The sequence below is a fragment of the Streptomyces paradoxus genome (assembly GCF_014202475.1).
Lineage (GTDB): Bacteria > Actinomycetota > Actinomycetes > Streptomycetales > Streptomycetaceae > Streptomyces > Streptomyces paradoxus.
The window spans coordinates 281,079-295,978 of record NZ_JACHGV010000006.1; the positions used below are offsets into that span (position 1 = coordinate 281,079).

A 14,900-nucleotide genomic window follows, 5' to 3' on the forward strand; every position below is an offset into this window, starting at 1 on the left:
GGATCCTCCTCGGTAGCACCACGCGACGGTCTGGCGGACGGCCGCGTAACGTCTTGTATCGATAGACCTAACCGCGCCGGTGCAACAAAAATGCCCCGGACGATCCCAGGCGGGGCTCCTCGAACTACCGGAGCACCGCCGCGGGGGGCCGCGGGGCGCGCTTTCGGACGGATCGCCGACACTGGGGACGGGACCGCCTGACCGGTGACCCGCCGCCCGGAGGGCGATCGGGTGGGAGTTCGAAAGCCTCCACTTGTGGGCCGGGCTCGCGGGCTGTGGGGCACACGTGTCCGACCGGTCGTTACACGAGGTTACCAGTAACGGCAGGCGACGGCCAATCGGGACGGACCGGGGTCACGTGGGGGGCGTCCGCTCGCTGCGCCTATCGTGTGGGGCATGAGTGAGACCCCTCCTGAGTCCCCCGACTTCGACGCCATGGCCCGCGACATCGCCGAGGTCCCGGCGGTCGAGGTGATCGTGACGGTCGCCGTCAACCTGATGAGCGCCGCGGCCGTGAAGCTCGGTCTGACCGAGGAGGGCGAGAAGCACAAGGACCTGGACGAGGCCCGCAAGCTGGTCCACGCCCTGGCCGGTCTGCTGGACGCCACGGCGACCGAGATCAGCTCCTTCCACGCGGCGCCCCTGCGCGACGGCCTGAAGTCGCTCCAGCTGGCGTTCCGCGAGGCCTCGCTCGTCCCGGACGAGCCGGGCCAGGGACCGGGCGAGAAGTACACGGGCCCGGTCTACGGCTAGCTCGTCCCCGTTCCCCGCACGTACAAGGGCTCGCCCGGCGGCGTCGCCCCGGCCGGCAGGACTGCCAGGTCGAGGCCGCGCACCAGGCGGGCCCTCAGCGTCTCGTCGGCGGCGAGGCGGCGCGCGACCGCGTGGACGCCGGCCTCGTGCGGCACGGCCGGCTCGAAGACCAGGGCGAGGGTGCCGTCGGCCCTGCCGGGGCCGAGGTAGGCCCGCACCACGGCGGACACACCGGCGACCACGGAGCGCACCGCGTCCACGACGGCCGGGTCGGCGAGCGGGTCCGTGGTGGTGCGGCCCTCGGCGAGCGACAGCAGCGTGGGGCCGGTCAGCTCGAACGGCACCGGTCCGGCCATGTCGAGCACGATCGTGTCCGCCTTCTCGTGCGCGGCGGCCTGCAGCGCCTGGTGCAGCGGCACGGCGACGGGGCGGGCCGCCGGGTCCCAGCGGGCGAGGGAGTCCGTGGAGGTGAAGGCGGGCAGCGCGGTGCGGTCGCCGGCCTTCAGGGTGGGGACGGCCATGTCGCTGGTCTTCTCGCGGCGCAGTCCCCGCTCGTCCTCCTCGACCTCACCGAGCACGGCCACGACGGGGACGAGCAGCCGGGCGCCCTGGAGAGCGGCGAGGACCGGGCCGACGGCGCCGCGGTCCGCGGACCAGGCGGTGAGGGCCGCGCTCAGCCGGGGGTCGGCGGAGCCGTCGTCGTCGGAGAAGCCGGAGTCCGGGATGTTCTTGTTCGCCACGCGTCGACCCTATCGGCCGGGCGGTGGGCTCCCGGCAGTGGCTCAGAAGTCCTCACGGCCGGTACGGCGGCCCCGCCACAGGACGACCGCCGCGACCAGCAGGACGCCGCCGGCACCGCCCGCGAGGGGGGCGGCCCAGTCGGCGGTGCCGTCGCCGGAGGCGTCGGCGTCCGGTCCGCTGCCGAAGTACTTCGCGCCGTAGGACGCCGACTGCAGGCCCTCCGGCTTGAGGCGGCCGGCGGCCTCGATGGCGGCGGCCGGGTCGACGAAGCCGAAGCCGCGGGAGTCGTCGCGGCCCCCGGCCGGGGCGTTGCGGGCGGTGTCCTCCAGCAGCGTCTTGATCTGGGCCGGGGCGAGACCGGGGTGGGCGGCCTTGACCAGGGCGGCGGCGCCGGAGACGAAGGCGGCGGCGGCGCTGGTGCCCCAGCCCTCGTAGTACTTGTGGTCGGGGTCGGCGATGACGACGTCGACGCCGGGGGCGCTGACCGTGGCGTACCAGCGGCGGGTGGAGAAGGAGGCACGGGTGCCGGCGCGGTCGACGGCCGTGGCGGCGATGACGCCCGGGTAGGCGGCCGGGTAGGAGATGTGGTCGCCCTTCTCGCCGCCGTTGCCTGCGGAGGCGACGACGACCACGCCCTTCTTCAGGGCGTACTGGATGGCCTGGTCCTCGCCGGGTTCGGGGTGCGCGGAGGCGGAGTCGTCGCCGAGGGAGAGGTTGATGACGTCGGCGCCGTGGTCGGCGGCCCAGCGGATGCCCTCGGCGAGGGCGTTGCCGCGGGTGCTGCGGGCCTTGGCGCGGGAGGGGTCGCCGTCCTCCAGGATCACGCGGACCGGGAGGATCTTCGCCTCGGGGGCGATGCCGAGGACGCCGTCGGCGTCGCCGGGGCCGTGTCCGTGGCCGGCGATGATGCCGGCCATGGCGGTGCCGTGCCGGGCCCAGGCGCGGTCGCCGGGTTCGGCCCCGAAGCGGATCAGGTCCTTGCCGGGCAGGACGTTGCCGGCCAGGTCGGGGTGGTCCTCCTCGACGCCGGTGTCCAGGACGGCGACGGTGACGCCGCGGCCCTTGGTGGTCTGCCAGGCCTCCTCGGTGTGCATGGCCTCAAGGGCCCACTGCTGGGCGCGGATGCCGTCGGCGTGCGCGGTGGCGGCGGGGAGGAGGACGAGACCGGCGGTGAGCAGGACGCCGAGGGCGGCAACCCTCTTGGACGGCCTGCGCGGGCGTTTCCCGGCCGGGGGGTGCACGACGGTCACGAGGGCTGCTCCGAGGCCGAGCGGACGTTTCTGCGGAAGTCGCGTTCGACGCGGTCGGCGAGGCCCTTCGCCTCATTGCCGAGGCCGGCCTGTGCGGCGGCGGTGGTGGCGTCCGCCTCCACGGCGTCCCTGGCGGGCTGCGGGTCGTCGACGGTACGGCCGTCGGCCCAGCCGGAGACGGCGTAGACGACGACCGGGGCCTCGGTGAGCACCGAGACGGTCCAGGAGGCGCGCTGGCGGGCGCCGAAGCCGGCCGCGAGCGTGCCCTTCGCGGCGTACGGCAGGGGCATCAGATCGCTGCGGCGGTCCAGGCGTTCCTTGCGGAAACGGTTCGCGAGGGCGGTCATGCCTGGGGCGTCGGCGGTGGTGAAGAGCAGGCCGACGGTGGTCACGTAGCTCTCGGTGGCGTCGGTGTAGGTGGCGCGCAGGAGGCGGTCGCAGCCGACGGGGGCGAGGGCCTTGCGCAGCAGCGGGTCGAACGCGTTCTTGCAGCCGCTGTCGGGGGCGACGGCGATGCGGGTCCAGGTGCGGTCGGCTCCGCCGGGTCCGGCGCCCCGGCCCTGCACGGTGGGCGGGAAGAGCTGGTCGACCGGGACGCTGTGCCAGAGGCTTCCGGCCGCGGCGAAGGTGCTGGGCGCGCCGTCCTCCCCGGAGCCGCCGACGAGCCAGCTGCCGGTGACCGCACCCGAGATGAGTCCCAGTCCGAGCACGAGGCAGACGGCGGCAGCGGCGGCCTGCGGCGCCCCGCGCCGGCCGAGCGGCCGGGGCCGGGCGTCACCGTCGTAGCCCTCGGGTTCACCGAACGACACCAGGGGGCGCGTGGCGCTCCAGGAGAGGGCCGGGTCGGGAGCGACCGGAGCGGAGGGGGCCTGCGGTTCGTGTGCGGGGCGCGGCGGGGTGGCGGGGCGGGCGAAGGGGGAGGCGGCCTCGTCCTTCGCCGGGTCGGCGGGGACCGGGCGAAGGCGGGCGGTCGTCTCGGACGTGTTCTCGCCGGGGGCGCCGGTACGGCGGGGCGTGGGGAGCCGGAACGGCCGTCCGGCCGTCTCCGACGGCGCTCCGGCCTGGGCGCCGGAACCGCCGGGGGCGGAGAGGCGGAAGGGCCGCGCGGGCGTCTCCTGCGGAGCCCCCGCCGTGGTGTCCGGGCGCCCCGTCCGCCCGGAGGAGCCCGGCGTGGGGAGGTGACGCGGCCGCGGAGGGGCGTCCGGTCCCGGGGAGGTGGCCGGCTTGTCCGGGCCGGGGCGGGTATCACGGCCGAGGCCGGGCGGCGTGTCCGAGCCGGGCCGGACCTCGCGCCCTGCGCGGGACGGCCCGTTGGAGCCGACGCGGGTATCGCGGCCGACGCCGGGCGGCGTGTCCGGGCCGGGGCGGGTCTCAGGGCCGGCACCGGACGGCCCGTTCGAGCCGGGGCTCGTCTCACGGCCGATGCCGGAGAGCCGGTCCGAGGCGGCGCGCGTCTCGCGGCCCACGCTGGGCGGCGCGTCGGGGAAGCGAGTGGACGCGCGGGGCGGCATGTTCGAGCCGGGGCGGGTCTCAGGGCCGACACCGGGCAGCCTCTTCGAGCTGAGGCGGGTCTCGCGGCCGACGCCGGTCGACGTGTCCGACCCGGGGCCGGTCTCACGGCCGGCACCGGACGGCCCGTTCGAGCCGGGGCTCGTCTCACCGCCGATGCCGGACAGCCGGTCCGAGCCGGCGCGCGGCTCGCGGCCGACGCTCGGCGGGGTGTCCGGGAAGCGGGTGGAGGCGCGGGGCGGGGGCGGGGCGGTGGGCTCGGTGCGTCCGGCGGAACCGGCGTTCCCGGCTCCGAGTACGGGGAAGCGGGGGCGGCCGTCCGGCCTGTCAGAGGAGTTCGGGGCGGCTGCCGGTCCCGTCGCGGGGCCGGACGCCCCGCCCGGGGTGTCCCGCTCGTCCGTCGCCGGGGCGCTCGGCGGGTGCGACGGACGCGGTGGCGTGGTGGGGCGCGGGGGGAAGGAGGCGCGCGGCGCTTCCGTGCTCATGCACCCCCCGTTTCCTCATGGCCGGGCCGCTCGTCTGACGCGGGCCGTCGCCGTCCTGCCCGAGGCCCGGTACGGAATCGTCCCGGGCACACATACCCGTACGGACGGAGCGTCATCCCGGCGCGGGTCCCCGGCCGGCGGCGTCCGTCGTACGTTCGCGTCACTCTACGACTTGTTCCTGGGCGAACGGGAACCAGTCCACGAGGCCGGGGCATCTGCCCGGAACGTCCCCCTACCCTGCGGTAATCCAGTCTGGCAGGCTGCGTTCATGACTGCGCGCGCCGCCGACCGGGCCCGTTACGACCGGGCCACCGCCCATCTCGACGCCCCTCTCGCGATCGTGGACCTGGAGGCTTTCGACGCCAACGCCGCCGACCTGGTCCGACGTGCCGGGGGCAAGCCGATCCGGGTCGCCAGCAAGTCCGTGCGCTGCCGGGCGCTGCTGGAGCGCGTCCTGGCCCGGGACGGCTTCGCGGGGATCATGTCGTTCACCCTGGCCGAGTCGCTGTGGCTGGCCCGCTCGGGGTTCGAGGACGTGCTGCTCGCCTATCCGTCCGCCGACCGTGCGGCGTACGCCGAACTGGCCGGTGATCCCAAGCTCGCCGCCGCCGTGACCGTCATGGTCGACGACGTCGCCCAGCTGGACCTGATCGACGCCTCCCGGGGCGGCGGGCGTGAAGTGGTGCGCGTGTGCCTGGAGTTGGACACGTCCCTGAAGCTGTTCGGCGGGCGGGTGCGGGTCGGAGCCCGGCGTTCGCCGCTGCACTCCCCCGCCCAGGTCGCCGACGTGGCCCGGGCGGTGGCCCGGCGTCCCGGCTTCGAGGTCGTGGGGATCATGGCCTACGAGGGGCATGTCGCCGGTGTCGGGGACTCGCTGGCGGGTCGTCCGCTGCGGTCCCGCGCGATCCGGCTGATGCAGGCCGCCGCCAAGCGTGAACTCGCCGAGCGGCGTGCGGCGGTGGTGCGCGCGGTGCGGGCGGTCGTGCCGGGTCTGGAGTTCGTCAACGGCGGCGGCACCGGCTCGGTGCAGCACACGGCGGCCGAGGACGCGGTCACCGAGATCGCCGCCGGTTCGGGGCTGTACGTGCCGCGCCTGTTCGACAACTACACCTCGTTCAGCGGCCGTCCGTCGGCCCTGTTCGCCCAGCCCGTGGTGCGGCGGCCGGGGGTCGGGGTCGTGACGGTCCTCGGCGGTGGCTATCCCGCCTCCGGTGCGGCGGGGCCCGACCGGTCGCCCGTGCCGTATCTGCCCGAGGGGCTGCGCTACGACCCGCAGGAGGGCGCCGGTGAGGTGCAGACGCCGCTGCTGGGCTCGCCCGCGGACGATCTGCTGATCGGTGACAAGGTGTGGTTCCGGCACGCGAAGGCCGGTGAGCTGTGCGAGCGGTTCGACCGGCTGCACCTGGTCGAGGGCGACGCGGTGACGGCGACCGTGCCCACCTACCGCGGCGAGGGCCACACGTTCCTGTAGCGACCGGCGCGCGTCAGTCCGCCGGGCCGATGCTGCTGCCGACGCCGCCGCCGGTGTCCGCGTCGCCGACCGGTCGGATGCCCTTGGTGATGCGGTCCATGTCGGCGAGCGGCGGTCCGTCCTCGCCGGCGTCGAAGACGTACCGGACGAGGACCGGTGACTCGGTGCCGACGCTGGAGGGGAAGGCGAGCGACTGCACGTAGCCGCCGGGGCCCTTGGCGGTCTTGACGCGCCAGCGCACGAGGTACCCGGCGCGGCCCGCCACCGCGACCGGCCCGGACCTGACGACCTGGTGCGACTCCAGGCCGCCGTAGAGCTCACGGCCCAGCCGGTCGCGGTCGTAGGCCTCGTCGGCGGCCTCGGAGATGTCGGCCTTGGCGAGGGCCTCGGGGGACTTCTCGTCGTTCTCGGTCACCGTGCGGGAGAAGACCATGCCGTGGCGGCACAGGCCGACGCCGGCGGGGCAGTCGTAGGTGCCGTCGGTCGTCATGACGACGTCGTCCTGGGCGACGTGCTGCGGGCGGACCCAGCCGTCGCGCAGCGGGAACGTGATGCCGTTGAGCTGGTCCTCGACGACCGCGGGGTCGTCGGCGGACGGTTGCGACGTGGACGCCTCGGGGGTCGGCTCCGAGGATCCGGGCGTGTACTCGGGCGCGGAGGTCGGGGCCGTGCCGGCCTGCGTGCCGTCGCCGTCGTCCCCGCCGAGGGCGACGGCTCCGGTGACGATCGCCGCGACCAGGACGGCGCCGGCGGCGGTCAGGGCGACCGCCCTCGTCCGGCCGGTGCCGCCGCCCGGTGGCGGGGCGGCGGGGGCCTCGGGCGCGCGGCGGTGGTCGGTCCAGGCCGTGCCGTCCCACCAGCGCTGCAGGTGCGGGGCGTGCGGGTCGGGATACCAGCCGGGCGGCGGCGTCATGCTCATCCCGGCACTGTAGGGCGCGCCCCGCACCGTCCGGGCACTCGCCTACAGGGGTGTGACGTACGCCCCGGCGATCCCGCCGTCGACCAGGAAGTCGGTGGCGTTGACGAAGGAGGAGTCGTCGCTGGCCAGGAAGGCCACGGCGGCGGCGATCTCCTCGGCCTCGGCGAACCGGCCCAGCGGGATGTGCACCAGGCGGCGCGCGGCCCGCTCCGGGTCCTTGGCGAACAGCTCCTGGAGGAGCGGGGTGTTGACCGGGCCCGGGCAGAGGGCGTTCACGCGGATGCCCTCGCGGGCGAATTGCACGCCGAGTTCACGGGACATGGCGAGGACGCCGCCCTTGGAGGCCGTGTACGAGATCTGCGAGGTCGCCGCGCCCATCCGGGCGACGAAGGACGCCGTGTTGATGATCGAGCCCCGGCCCTGGCGCTGCATGTAGGGGATGGCGGCCTTGCAGCACAGGTAGACGGAGGTGAGGTTGACCTCCTGGACGCGCTTCCAGGCCTCCAGGCCGGTCTCCAGGATGGAGTCGTCGTCGGGCGGGGAGATGCCGGCGTTGTTGAAGGCGATGTCGACGCTGCCGTAGGTGTCGTAGGCGGTCTTGAAGAGGGCCTCGACCTGCTCGGGGTCGGTCACGTCGACCTTCACGAAGGTGCCGCCGACCTCCTCGGCCGCGGCCTTGCCGCGGGCGTCGTCCACGTCTCCGCAGACGACGTGGGCCCCTTCGGAGGCGAGGCGGCGGGCGGCGGCGAGGCCGATGCCGCTGCCGGCTCCGGTGACGACGGCGGTACGGCCGACCAGGCGGCGGCAGATGTTTTCCTGGGCAGTCACTGTGCGGGGCCCTCCGTGCTGATGAAGACGTTCTTGGTTTCGGTGAAGGCGGCCAGGGCGTCGGGGCCGAGCTCGCGCCCGACACCGGACTGCTTGTAGCCGCCGAACGGCGTCCAGTAGCGGACGCTGGCGTGGGAGTTGACGGACAGGTTGCCGGCGCGGACGGCCTGGGAGACGCGCAGGGCGCGGCCGACGTCCCGGGTCCAGATGGAGCCGGACAGGCCGTAGGGGGTGTCGTTGGCCAGCCGGATCGCGTCCTGCTCGTCGGTGAACGGCAGGAGGACGGCGACGGGGCCGAAGATCTCCTCGCAGGCCGCGGCCGAGTCGGGGCTCTCCCCGGTGAGGACGGTCGGCGGGAACCAGAAGCCGGGGCCTTCGGGTGCGCTGCCGCGCAGGGCCGGGGCGCCGTCGGGCACGAAACCGCGGACGCGGTCGAGCTGCTGCCGGGAGATCAGCGGGCCCATCTGGGTCTTCTCGTCGGCCGGGTCGCCCACCACCACGGCGGCCAGCGCCTCGGCGAGCAGCTCGCGGACCTCGTCGTAGACGCTCTCCTGGACCAGGACGCGGGTGCGGGCACAGCAGTCCTGGCCTGAGTTGTCCAGGAAGGAGAAGGGGTCGACGGCCGTCTTCAGGTCGGCGTCGGCGAAGACGATGTTGGGGCTCTTGCCGCCCAGTTCGAGAGTGACGGGTTTGACCTGTTCGGCGCCGAGGGCCGCGACGCGCGTCCCGGTCCGGGTCGAGCCGGTGAAGACGATCTTGGCGACTCCGGGGTGCCGGACCAGTGCGTCGCCCGTGATGTCGCCGCGCCCCGGCAGCACCTGGAAGAGGTGCTCGGGGAGCCCGGCCTCCAGGGCGAGTTCGGCGAGGCGCAGCGCGGTGAGCGGGGTGGTCTCGGCGGGCTTGAGGATGACGGCGTTGCCGGCCGCGAGGGCGGGGGCGGTGCCCCAGGCGGCGATCGGCATGGGGAAGTTCCAGGGCGCGATCACGCCGACGACGCCGAGCGGTTCGAGGATCGTGACGTTCAGGCCGCCGGGCACCGGGATCTGCCGGCCGGTGAGCCGCTCCACTCCCCCGGCCGCGTAGTCCAGCAGGTCGCGGACGTTGCCGGCCTCCCAGCGGGCGTTGCCGATGAGGTGCCCGGCCTCGCGGACCTCCAGGCGGGCCAGTTCCTCCAGGTGCGTCTCGACGGTGGCCGCGAAGCGGCGCAGCAGCCGGGCGCGGTCGCCGGGTGGCAGGGCGGCCCAGATCCGCTGCGCCCTGGCGGCGTGGGTGACGGCCGCGTCGACGTCGGCCGGGCTCGCCCCGGCGATGGCGGCGACGACCTCCTCGGTCGCGGGGTTCAGTACTTCCAGAAGGTGCTCGGAGGACAAGAGGGGCCTCACAGACGTTCGAAGGAGCGGCGCAGCTCCCAGTCGGTCACCGCGGCGTCGTAGGCGTCCAGTTCGACGCGCGCCATGTTGCGGTAGTGCGCGACGACCTCGTCGCCGAAGGCGGCCCGGGCGACGGGGCTGTTCTCCCAGAGCTCGGCGGCCTCGCGCAGGGTGGTGGGGACGTGGTCCAGGTCGGCGGCGTAGGCGTTGCCGGGGCAGGGTTCGGGCAGCTCCAGCTTCTGTTCGATGCCGTGCAGTCCGGCCGCGACCAGTCCGGCGACGGCGAGGTAGGGGTTGACGTCGCCGCCGGGCAGGCGGTTCTCGAAGCGCAGGGAGCGGCCGTGGCCCACGACGCGCAGCGCGCAGGTGCGGTTGTCCTGGCCCCAGGCGACGGCGGTCGGGGCGAAGGAGCCGGGCTGGAAGCGCTTGTAGGAGTTGATGTTGGGGGCGTAGAGGAGGGAGAAGTCGCGCAGGGCCGCCAGCTGTCCGGCGAGGAAGTGGCGCATGACCTCGGACATGCCGCCTTCGAGGTCGCCGGCCATGGCGTTGTTGCCGTCCGCGTCCGCGAGCGAGAGGTGGATGTGGCAGGAGTTGCCCTCGCGCTCGTTGTACTTGGCCATGAAGGTGATCGACATGCCCTCCTGGGCGGCGATCTCCTTGGCGCCGGTCTTGTAGACGGAGTGCTGGTCGCAGGTGACGAGGGCCTCGTCGTAGCGGAAGGCGATCTCGTGCTGGCCGGGGTTGCACTCGCCCTTGGCGGACTCGACGGTGAGGCCGGCGCCGGCCATCTCGTTGCGGATGCGGCGCAGCAGGGGCTCGATACGGCCGGTGCCGAGGACCGAGTAGTCGATGTTGTACTGGTTGGCGGGGGTCAGGCCCTTGTAGCCGGCGTCCCAGGCCTGTTCGTAGGTGTCCTTGAAGACGATGAACTCCAGCTCGGTGCCGACCTGGGCGGTGTAGCCGAGTTCGGCGAGGCGCTCCAGCTGGCGGCGCAGGATCTGGCGGGGGGCGGCGACGACCGGCGAGCCGTCGTCCCAGGCGAGGTCGGCGTGGAGCATGGCCGTGCCGGCGTTCCAGGGGACGCGGCGCAGGGTGGTGAGGTCGGGGTGCATGGCGAAGTCGCCGTAGCCGCGGTCCCAGGAGGACATCGCGTAGCCGTCGACGGTGTTCATCTCGGTGTCGACGGCGAGCAGGTAGTTGCAGCCCTCGGTGCCGTGCCGGAGGACCTCGTCGAGGAAGAAGCGTGCGGCGAACCGCTTGCCCTGGAGTCGCCCTTGCATGTCGGGGAAGGCCAGGACGACAGTGTCGATCTCACCGCCGGCGACGAGGGTGTGCAGCTCCTCGACGCTCAGCGGGGGTGTGCGGTCTGCCACGGGAAGGCCTCCTAGGCTCCTTGGATCCGCTGCCTTGGATCCGCCGGGAGCCATAAGGTATTGCCGAGAACCATTGCTTGGGAAGGGGGTACGGCCACATGCCGGAGGAAGCGGACGGCGGCGAGGTGCGGCGCGACGGGCTGACGCCGGTGCTGCGGCCGGTGCGCGCGGGCAACGGCTTCGAGGAGGCGCTGGAGCAGATCCTGCAAGTCGTACGGCTGGGGCTGGTGCCGGGGGGCGAGCGGCTGCCGGCCGAACGGGAGCTGGCGGAGCGGCTGGGCATCAGCCGGGTGACGCTGCGCGAGGTGCTGAAGGTGCTCCAGGACCAGGGTCTGGTCGAGTCGCGGCGCGGCCGGTACGGCGGCACGTTCGTGCTGCCGCGCGCCGACGCCGTCGGGGAGGACGAGCTGCGGCGCCGGGTCGCCGAGGTCGACATAGAGGACGTGCTGCGGTTCCGGGAGGTGCTGGAGGTGGGCGCGGCCGGGCTGTGCGCGGCGCACGGGCTGGAGGAGAAGCAGGCGGACCGGCTCCGTGAGGCCCTGGCGCGCACGCACGACGCGCCGCTCTCCGAGTACCGCCGCCTGGACACGCTGCTGCACCTCACGCTCGCCGAGCTGTCCGGCTCCCCGACGCTCACCGCCCAGTACGCGGCCGTCCGCGCGACGGTCAACGACCTGCTCGACTGCATCCCGCTCCTGGTGCGCAACCTGGAGCACTCCCAGCGGCAGCACACCGCCCTGGTGGAGGCGGTGATCGAGGGCGAGGCCGACCAGGCGCGGGAGATCATGCGCGAGCACTGCGGGGGCACGGCGGCGCTGCTGCGGGGCTTCCTCGGCTGAGGGCGGCGCCGTCTCGGCGCGGTGAGGATTTACGGGCGATTAACGCAGGGGTATTGCCTTCCCGGGTCGGCACCGCAAAGGTATGGCTCCATTCCATTGAGTCGGAGCCCACTCGATCCCGTGACCGCCGCCGCCCCGTCGGGAGTCTGCCCATGCCCCAGGAACCCACTCTCACCCCCGCCGCCCCGGAGGGCGACGACTATCTGGAACGCAGAGCACTGCGGCGCGGCAGCGCCGGCTGGGTGCTGCTGACCGGCCTCGGCGTCGCCTACGTCGTCTCCGGCGACTACTCGGGCTGGAACTTCGGCCTGGCCGAAGGCGGCTTCGGAGGCCTGGCGATCGCCATGGTCCTCATGGGCGCCATGTACGCCTGCATGGTCTTCGCCCTCGCAGAGCTCTCCTCGATCCTGCCCACCGCGGGCGGCGGCTACGGCTTCGCCCGGCGGGCGCTCGGCCCGTGGGGCGGCTTCCTGACCGGCACGGCGATCCTGATCGAGTACGTCCTCGCGCCCGCCGCGATCGTCATCTTCATCGGCGACTACGTCGAGTCCCTCGGCCTGTTCGGCCTGGAGTCCGGCTGGCCGATGTACCTGGTCTGCTTCGCGATCTTCCTCGGCATCCACCTGTGGGGCGTCGGGGAGGCGCTGCGCTTCAGCTTCGTCGTCACCGGCATCGCCGTGGTCGCCCTGATCGTGTTCGCGTTGGCGGCGCTGCCCGACTTCTCCTTCGCGTCGCTGGACGACATCCCGGTCGACTCCTCCGCCGCGGGGTCGAACTCCTGGCTGCCGTTCGGCCTGCTCGGCATCTGGGCGGCGTTCCCGTTCGGCATGTGGTTCTTCCTCGGTGTCGAGGGCGTTCCGCTGGCGGCCGAGGAGACCAAGGACCCCGCCCGTACGCTGCCGAAGGCCATCCGCTGGTCCATGGGCATCCTGGTGGTGCTGGCGGTGGTCACCTTCTTCGCGGCGGCCGGGGCACGCGGTTCCGACGCGATCCAGGAGACGGGCAACCCGCTGGTCGAGGCGCTCCAGCCGAACGGCGAGGCCACGACGCTGAGCCGGATCGTGAACTACGCGGGCCTGGCCGGCCTGGTGGCGTCGTTCTTCTCCCTGATCTACGCGGGCTCGCGCCAGCTGTTCGCCCTGTCCCGGGCGGGCTACCTGCCCCGGTTCCTGTCGCTCACCAGCCGCCGCAAGGCGCCCTACCTGGGCCTGCTGGTGCCCGGCACGATCGGCTTCCTGCTGGCGGCGGTCTCCGGCAACGGCGCCCGGATGCTGAACATCGCGGTCTTCGGGGCGACCATCTCCTACGCGCTGATGTCCCTGTCGCACATCGTGCTGCGGCGCCGCGAGCCGGAGCTGCCGCGGCCGTACCGGACGCCCGGCGGGGTCCTGACCTCCTCGGTCGCCCTGGTGCTGGCCTGTGCGGCACTGGTGGCCACCTTCCTCGTGGACGTGACGGCGGCCCTGATCGCGCTCGTGGTCTACGCCGTGGCCGTCGGGTACTTCGGCCTGTACAGCCGCAAGCGGCTGGTGGCGAAGGCGCCGGAGGAGGAGTTCGCGGCACTGGCGGCGGCCGAGGCAGAGTTGGCACGGGACTAGGTGTTCGAGTGGTGAGGGAGTTGTCGTGGCCAGGCCGTTGATCGGGGTCAGCACCTATCTGGAGTCCGGGGCGCGCTGGGGCGTGTGGGAGCTGGAGGCCGCGCTGCTGCCGGTCGGCTACCCGCGGCTCGTGCAGCGAGCGGGCGGCCTGGCCGCGATGCTGCCGCCGGACGACCCGGAGCGGGCCGCCGACGCCGTGTCCCGGCTGGACGGGCTGGTCATCGCGGGCGGACCGGACGTGGAGCCGGTCCGCTACGGCGCGGAGCGCGAGGAGCGGACGGGGCCGCCGGCGCCGGAGCGGGACGCGTGGGAGCTGGCGCTGATCGACGCGGCGCTGGCGGCGGGCGTGCCGCTGCTGGGGATCTGCCGGGGCATGCAGCTGCTGAACGTCGCGCTCGGAGGCACGCTCGTGCAGCACATCGACGGGCACGCCGAGGTCGTGGGCGTCTTCGGGGGGCATGCCGTCAAGCCGGTGCCGGGGAGTCTGTACGCCGGCATCGTGCCGGAGGAGACGTTCGTCCCGACGTACCACCACCAGGCCGTCGACCGCCTGGGCGAGGGCCTGGTCCCCTCGGCGTACGCGGCGGACGGCACGGTGGAGGCGGTGGAGCTTCCCTCGTCCGACTGGGTGCTGGGCGTGCAGTGGCATCCGGAGATGGGGGACGACGTACGGGTGATGAGGGCGCTGGTGAAGGCGGCAACAGGGAGCTGAACCCAGGGGACTCCGCCCCCTGGACCCGGCCTATGCCCACCCGCCGCCCGAATCAGTCGGTCAAGAAGCCGGGCTCGACAACCTCAGCCCCTCGTCAGCGACAGCAGGTCCCGCGCCGGTCCCGTCGGCCGGTGCCCCGTCGGCCACACCGCCCTCAGGTCCCGCGCCAGGGCGACCCCGTCCACCGGCACCGGCACCAGCCGCCGCATCGCCAGCTCCTCCCCCACCGCCAGTTCACTGAGCACCGCCGGCCCCGCCCCGCTCACCGCCGCCGCCTTCACCGCCGTCGTGGACGACAGCTCGATCAGCGGCCGGGCCAGCCCGCCGAGCGCCGCGTCCAGCACCTGCCGCGTCCCCGACCCCTTCTCGCGGAGTATCAACGGCGTCGACGCCAGTTCCTCCGCGGCCAGCGACCGGCGCCGCCGGGCCCAGGCGTGCCCCGGCGCGGTCACCACTATCAGCCGGTCGTGGGCGATGACCGCCGAGTCGAGACCGGCCGGCACCGACAGCCCCTCCACGAACCCCAGATCCGCCTCGTCCGACAGCAGCCGCTCCGCCACCACCGTCGAGTTCCCGGCATGCAGCGACACCGCCGTGTCGGGCCGCTGCGCCCGCAGCGCGAGCAGCCAGCCCGGCAGCAGGTACTCGGCGATGGTCATGCTCGCGGCCACCCGCAGCCGGGAGTCGCGGCGCACGCGCAGCGCCTGCGCGCCCACGTCGAACGCCTCCGCCGCCTCCACGATCCGCCGCGCCCAGTCCGTCACCAGGGCCCCGGCGTCCGTGAGCCGGGACCCGCGCGGCGACCGGTCGACCAGCGCCACGCCGAGCTGCCGCTCCATCGACCGGATCCGGCTGCTGGCCGCGGGCTGGGTGATGCCGAGTTCCCGCGCCGCACCGCCGAGGCTGCCGAGCCGCGCCACCGCCAGCAACAGCTCCAGGGCGCCCAGATCCGGCACCCGGTGCGCCAGGGAGCCGGCGACGGCCGGCCCGGCCTGCTCATCCGCGTTGCTCATAAACCCAGCTTATGCCGCCATAGGGGCATGGTCCCTGGT

13 protein-coding genes are annotated in these 14,900 nt (G+C 74.1%); 5 read left to right on the forward strand and 8 right to left on the reverse strand.

Going from position 1 to position 14,900, the window contains the following annotated elements; genetic code table 11:
- Window positions 1–396: 396 nt before the first annotated feature.
- Window positions 397–753: a DUF1844 domain-containing protein gene (locus tag HNR57_RS21650; RefSeq protein WP_062925865.1), complete on the forward strand. Its 357-nt coding sequence runs from the start codon at window positions 397–399 to the stop codon at window positions 751–753.
- Here the strand turns inward: HNR57_RS21650 and HNR57_RS21655 are convergent.
- Genes HNR57_RS21655 through HNR57_RS39635 form a run of 3 tightly spaced genes read right to left on the reverse strand, consistent with a single transcriptional unit; the run spans window position 750 to window position 4,738 of the window.
- A complete protein-coding gene (locus tag HNR57_RS21655; protein WP_184561834.1) occupies window positions 750–1,493 on the reverse strand; it encodes an SseB family protein in 744 nt (247 codons plus the stop codon). The two genes, HNR57_RS21650 and HNR57_RS21655, sit on opposite strands and share 4 nt — an antisense overlap.
- Window positions 1,494–1,535: 42 nt before the next feature.
- Window positions 1,536–2,735 (reverse strand): type VII secretion-associated serine protease mycosin, encoded by a 1,200-nt coding sequence (gene mycP / locus HNR57_RS21660; protein WP_184562206.1) that lies wholly within the window; start codon window positions 2,733–2,735, stop codon window positions 1,536–1,538.
- Between the two features lie 5 nt (window positions 2,736–2,740).
- Window positions 2,741–4,738, reverse strand: coding sequence for a hypothetical protein (locus HNR57_RS39635; RefSeq protein WP_246554817.1), 1,998 nt, complete (start codon window positions 4,736–4,738; stop codon window positions 2,741–2,743).
- A gap of 268 nt (window positions 4,739–5,006) precedes the next feature.
- Between HNR57_RS39635 and HNR57_RS21670 the strand changes: the two genes are divergently transcribed.
- Window positions 5,007–6,209: an amino acid deaminase/aldolase gene (locus tag HNR57_RS21670; RefSeq protein ID WP_184561836.1), complete on the forward strand. Its 1,203-nt coding sequence runs from the start codon at window positions 5,007–5,009 to the stop codon at window positions 6,207–6,209.
- Window positions 6,210–6,222: 13 nt separating this feature from the next.
- Here the strand turns inward: HNR57_RS21670 and HNR57_RS21675 are convergent, their stop codons facing one another.
- From HNR57_RS21675 to HNR57_RS21690, 4 genes are read right to left on the reverse strand one after another with little or no spacing between them, the layout of a single operon-like run.
- A complete protein-coding gene (locus HNR57_RS21675; protein WP_184562210.1) occupies window positions 6,223–7,122 on the reverse strand; it encodes a DUF2510 domain-containing protein in 900 nt (299 codons plus the stop codon).
- A 48-nt stretch (window positions 7,123–7,170) separates the two neighbouring features.
- A complete protein-coding gene (locus HNR57_RS21680) occupies window positions 7,171–7,956 on the reverse strand; it encodes a 3-oxoacyl-ACP reductase (protein WP_184561838.1) in 786 nt (261 codons plus the stop codon).
- Entirely contained in the window at window positions 7,953–9,326 is a 1,374-nt protein-coding gene (locus HNR57_RS21685) for an aldehyde dehydrogenase family protein (RefSeq protein WP_184561840.1), read from the reverse strand. Before HNR57_RS21685 ends, HNR57_RS21680 begins: the two co-directional genes overlap by 4 nt.
- 8 nt (window positions 9,327–9,334) lie before the next feature.
- Entirely contained in the window at window positions 9,335–10,699 is a 1,365-nt protein-coding gene (locus tag HNR57_RS21690; RefSeq protein WP_184561842.1) for a glutamine synthetase family protein, read from the reverse strand.
- Between the two features lie 98 nt (window positions 10,700–10,797).
- Between HNR57_RS21690 and HNR57_RS21695 the strand changes: the two genes are divergently transcribed.
- From HNR57_RS21695 to HNR57_RS21705, 3 genes are all read left to right on the forward strand, one after another.
- The gene (locus HNR57_RS21695) at window positions 10,798–11,538 is read left to right on the forward strand and encodes a FadR/GntR family transcriptional regulator (RefSeq protein ID WP_184561844.1); all 741 of its coding nucleotides are present in this window, start codon (window positions 10,798–10,800) and stop codon (window positions 11,536–11,538) included.
- 152 nt (window positions 11,539–11,690) lie between these two features.
- Window positions 11,691–13,136: an ethanolamine permease gene (gene eat, locus HNR57_RS21700; RefSeq protein WP_184561846.1), complete on the forward strand. Its 1,446-nt coding sequence runs from the start codon at window positions 11,691–11,693 to the stop codon at window positions 13,134–13,136.
- 37 nt (window positions 13,137–13,173) lie between these two features.
- Entirely contained in the window at window positions 13,174–13,848 is a 675-nt protein-coding gene (locus HNR57_RS21705; protein WP_184562212.1) for a gamma-glutamyl-gamma-aminobutyrate hydrolase family protein, read from the forward strand.
- Between the two features lie 83 nt (window positions 13,849–13,931).
- Here the strand turns inward: HNR57_RS21705 and HNR57_RS21710 are convergent, their stop codons facing one another.
- On the reverse strand, window positions 13,932–14,861 hold the full coding sequence (locus HNR57_RS21710; RefSeq protein WP_184561848.1) for a LysR family transcriptional regulator: 930 nt from the start codon (window positions 14,859–14,861) through the stop codon (window positions 13,932–13,934).
- Window positions 14,862–14,900: the final 39 nt, after the last annotated feature.

Bases quoted from the DNA above. Each gene is read 5' to 3' on its own strand.
- eat (WP_184561846.1), top strand. From the start codon at position 11,691: ATGCCCCAGGAACCCACTCTCACCCCCGCCGCCCCGGAGGGCGACGAC.
- HNR57_RS21695 (WP_184561844.1), top strand. From the start codon at position 10,798: ATGCCGGAGGAAGCGGACGGCGGCGAGGTGCGGCGCGACGGGCTGACG.
- HNR57_RS21650 (WP_062925865.1), top strand. From the start codon at position 397: ATGAGTGAGACCCCTCCTGAGTCCCCCGACTTCGACGCCATGGCCCGC.
- HNR57_RS21675 (WP_184562210.1), bottom strand. From the start codon at position 7,122: ATGACGCCGCCGCCCGGCTGGTATCCCGACCCGCACGCCCCGCACCTG.
- HNR57_RS21710 (WP_184561848.1), bottom strand. From the start codon at position 14,861: ATGAGCAACGCGGATGAGCAGGCCGGGCCGGCCGTCGCCGGCTCCCTG.
- HNR57_RS39635 (WP_246554817.1), bottom strand. From the start codon at position 4,738: ATGAGCACGGAAGCGCCGCGCGCCTCCTTCCCCCCGCGCCCCACCACG.
- HNR57_RS21670 (WP_184561836.1), top strand. From the start codon at position 5,007: ATGACTGCGCGCGCCGCCGACCGGGCCCGTTACGACCGGGCCACCGCC.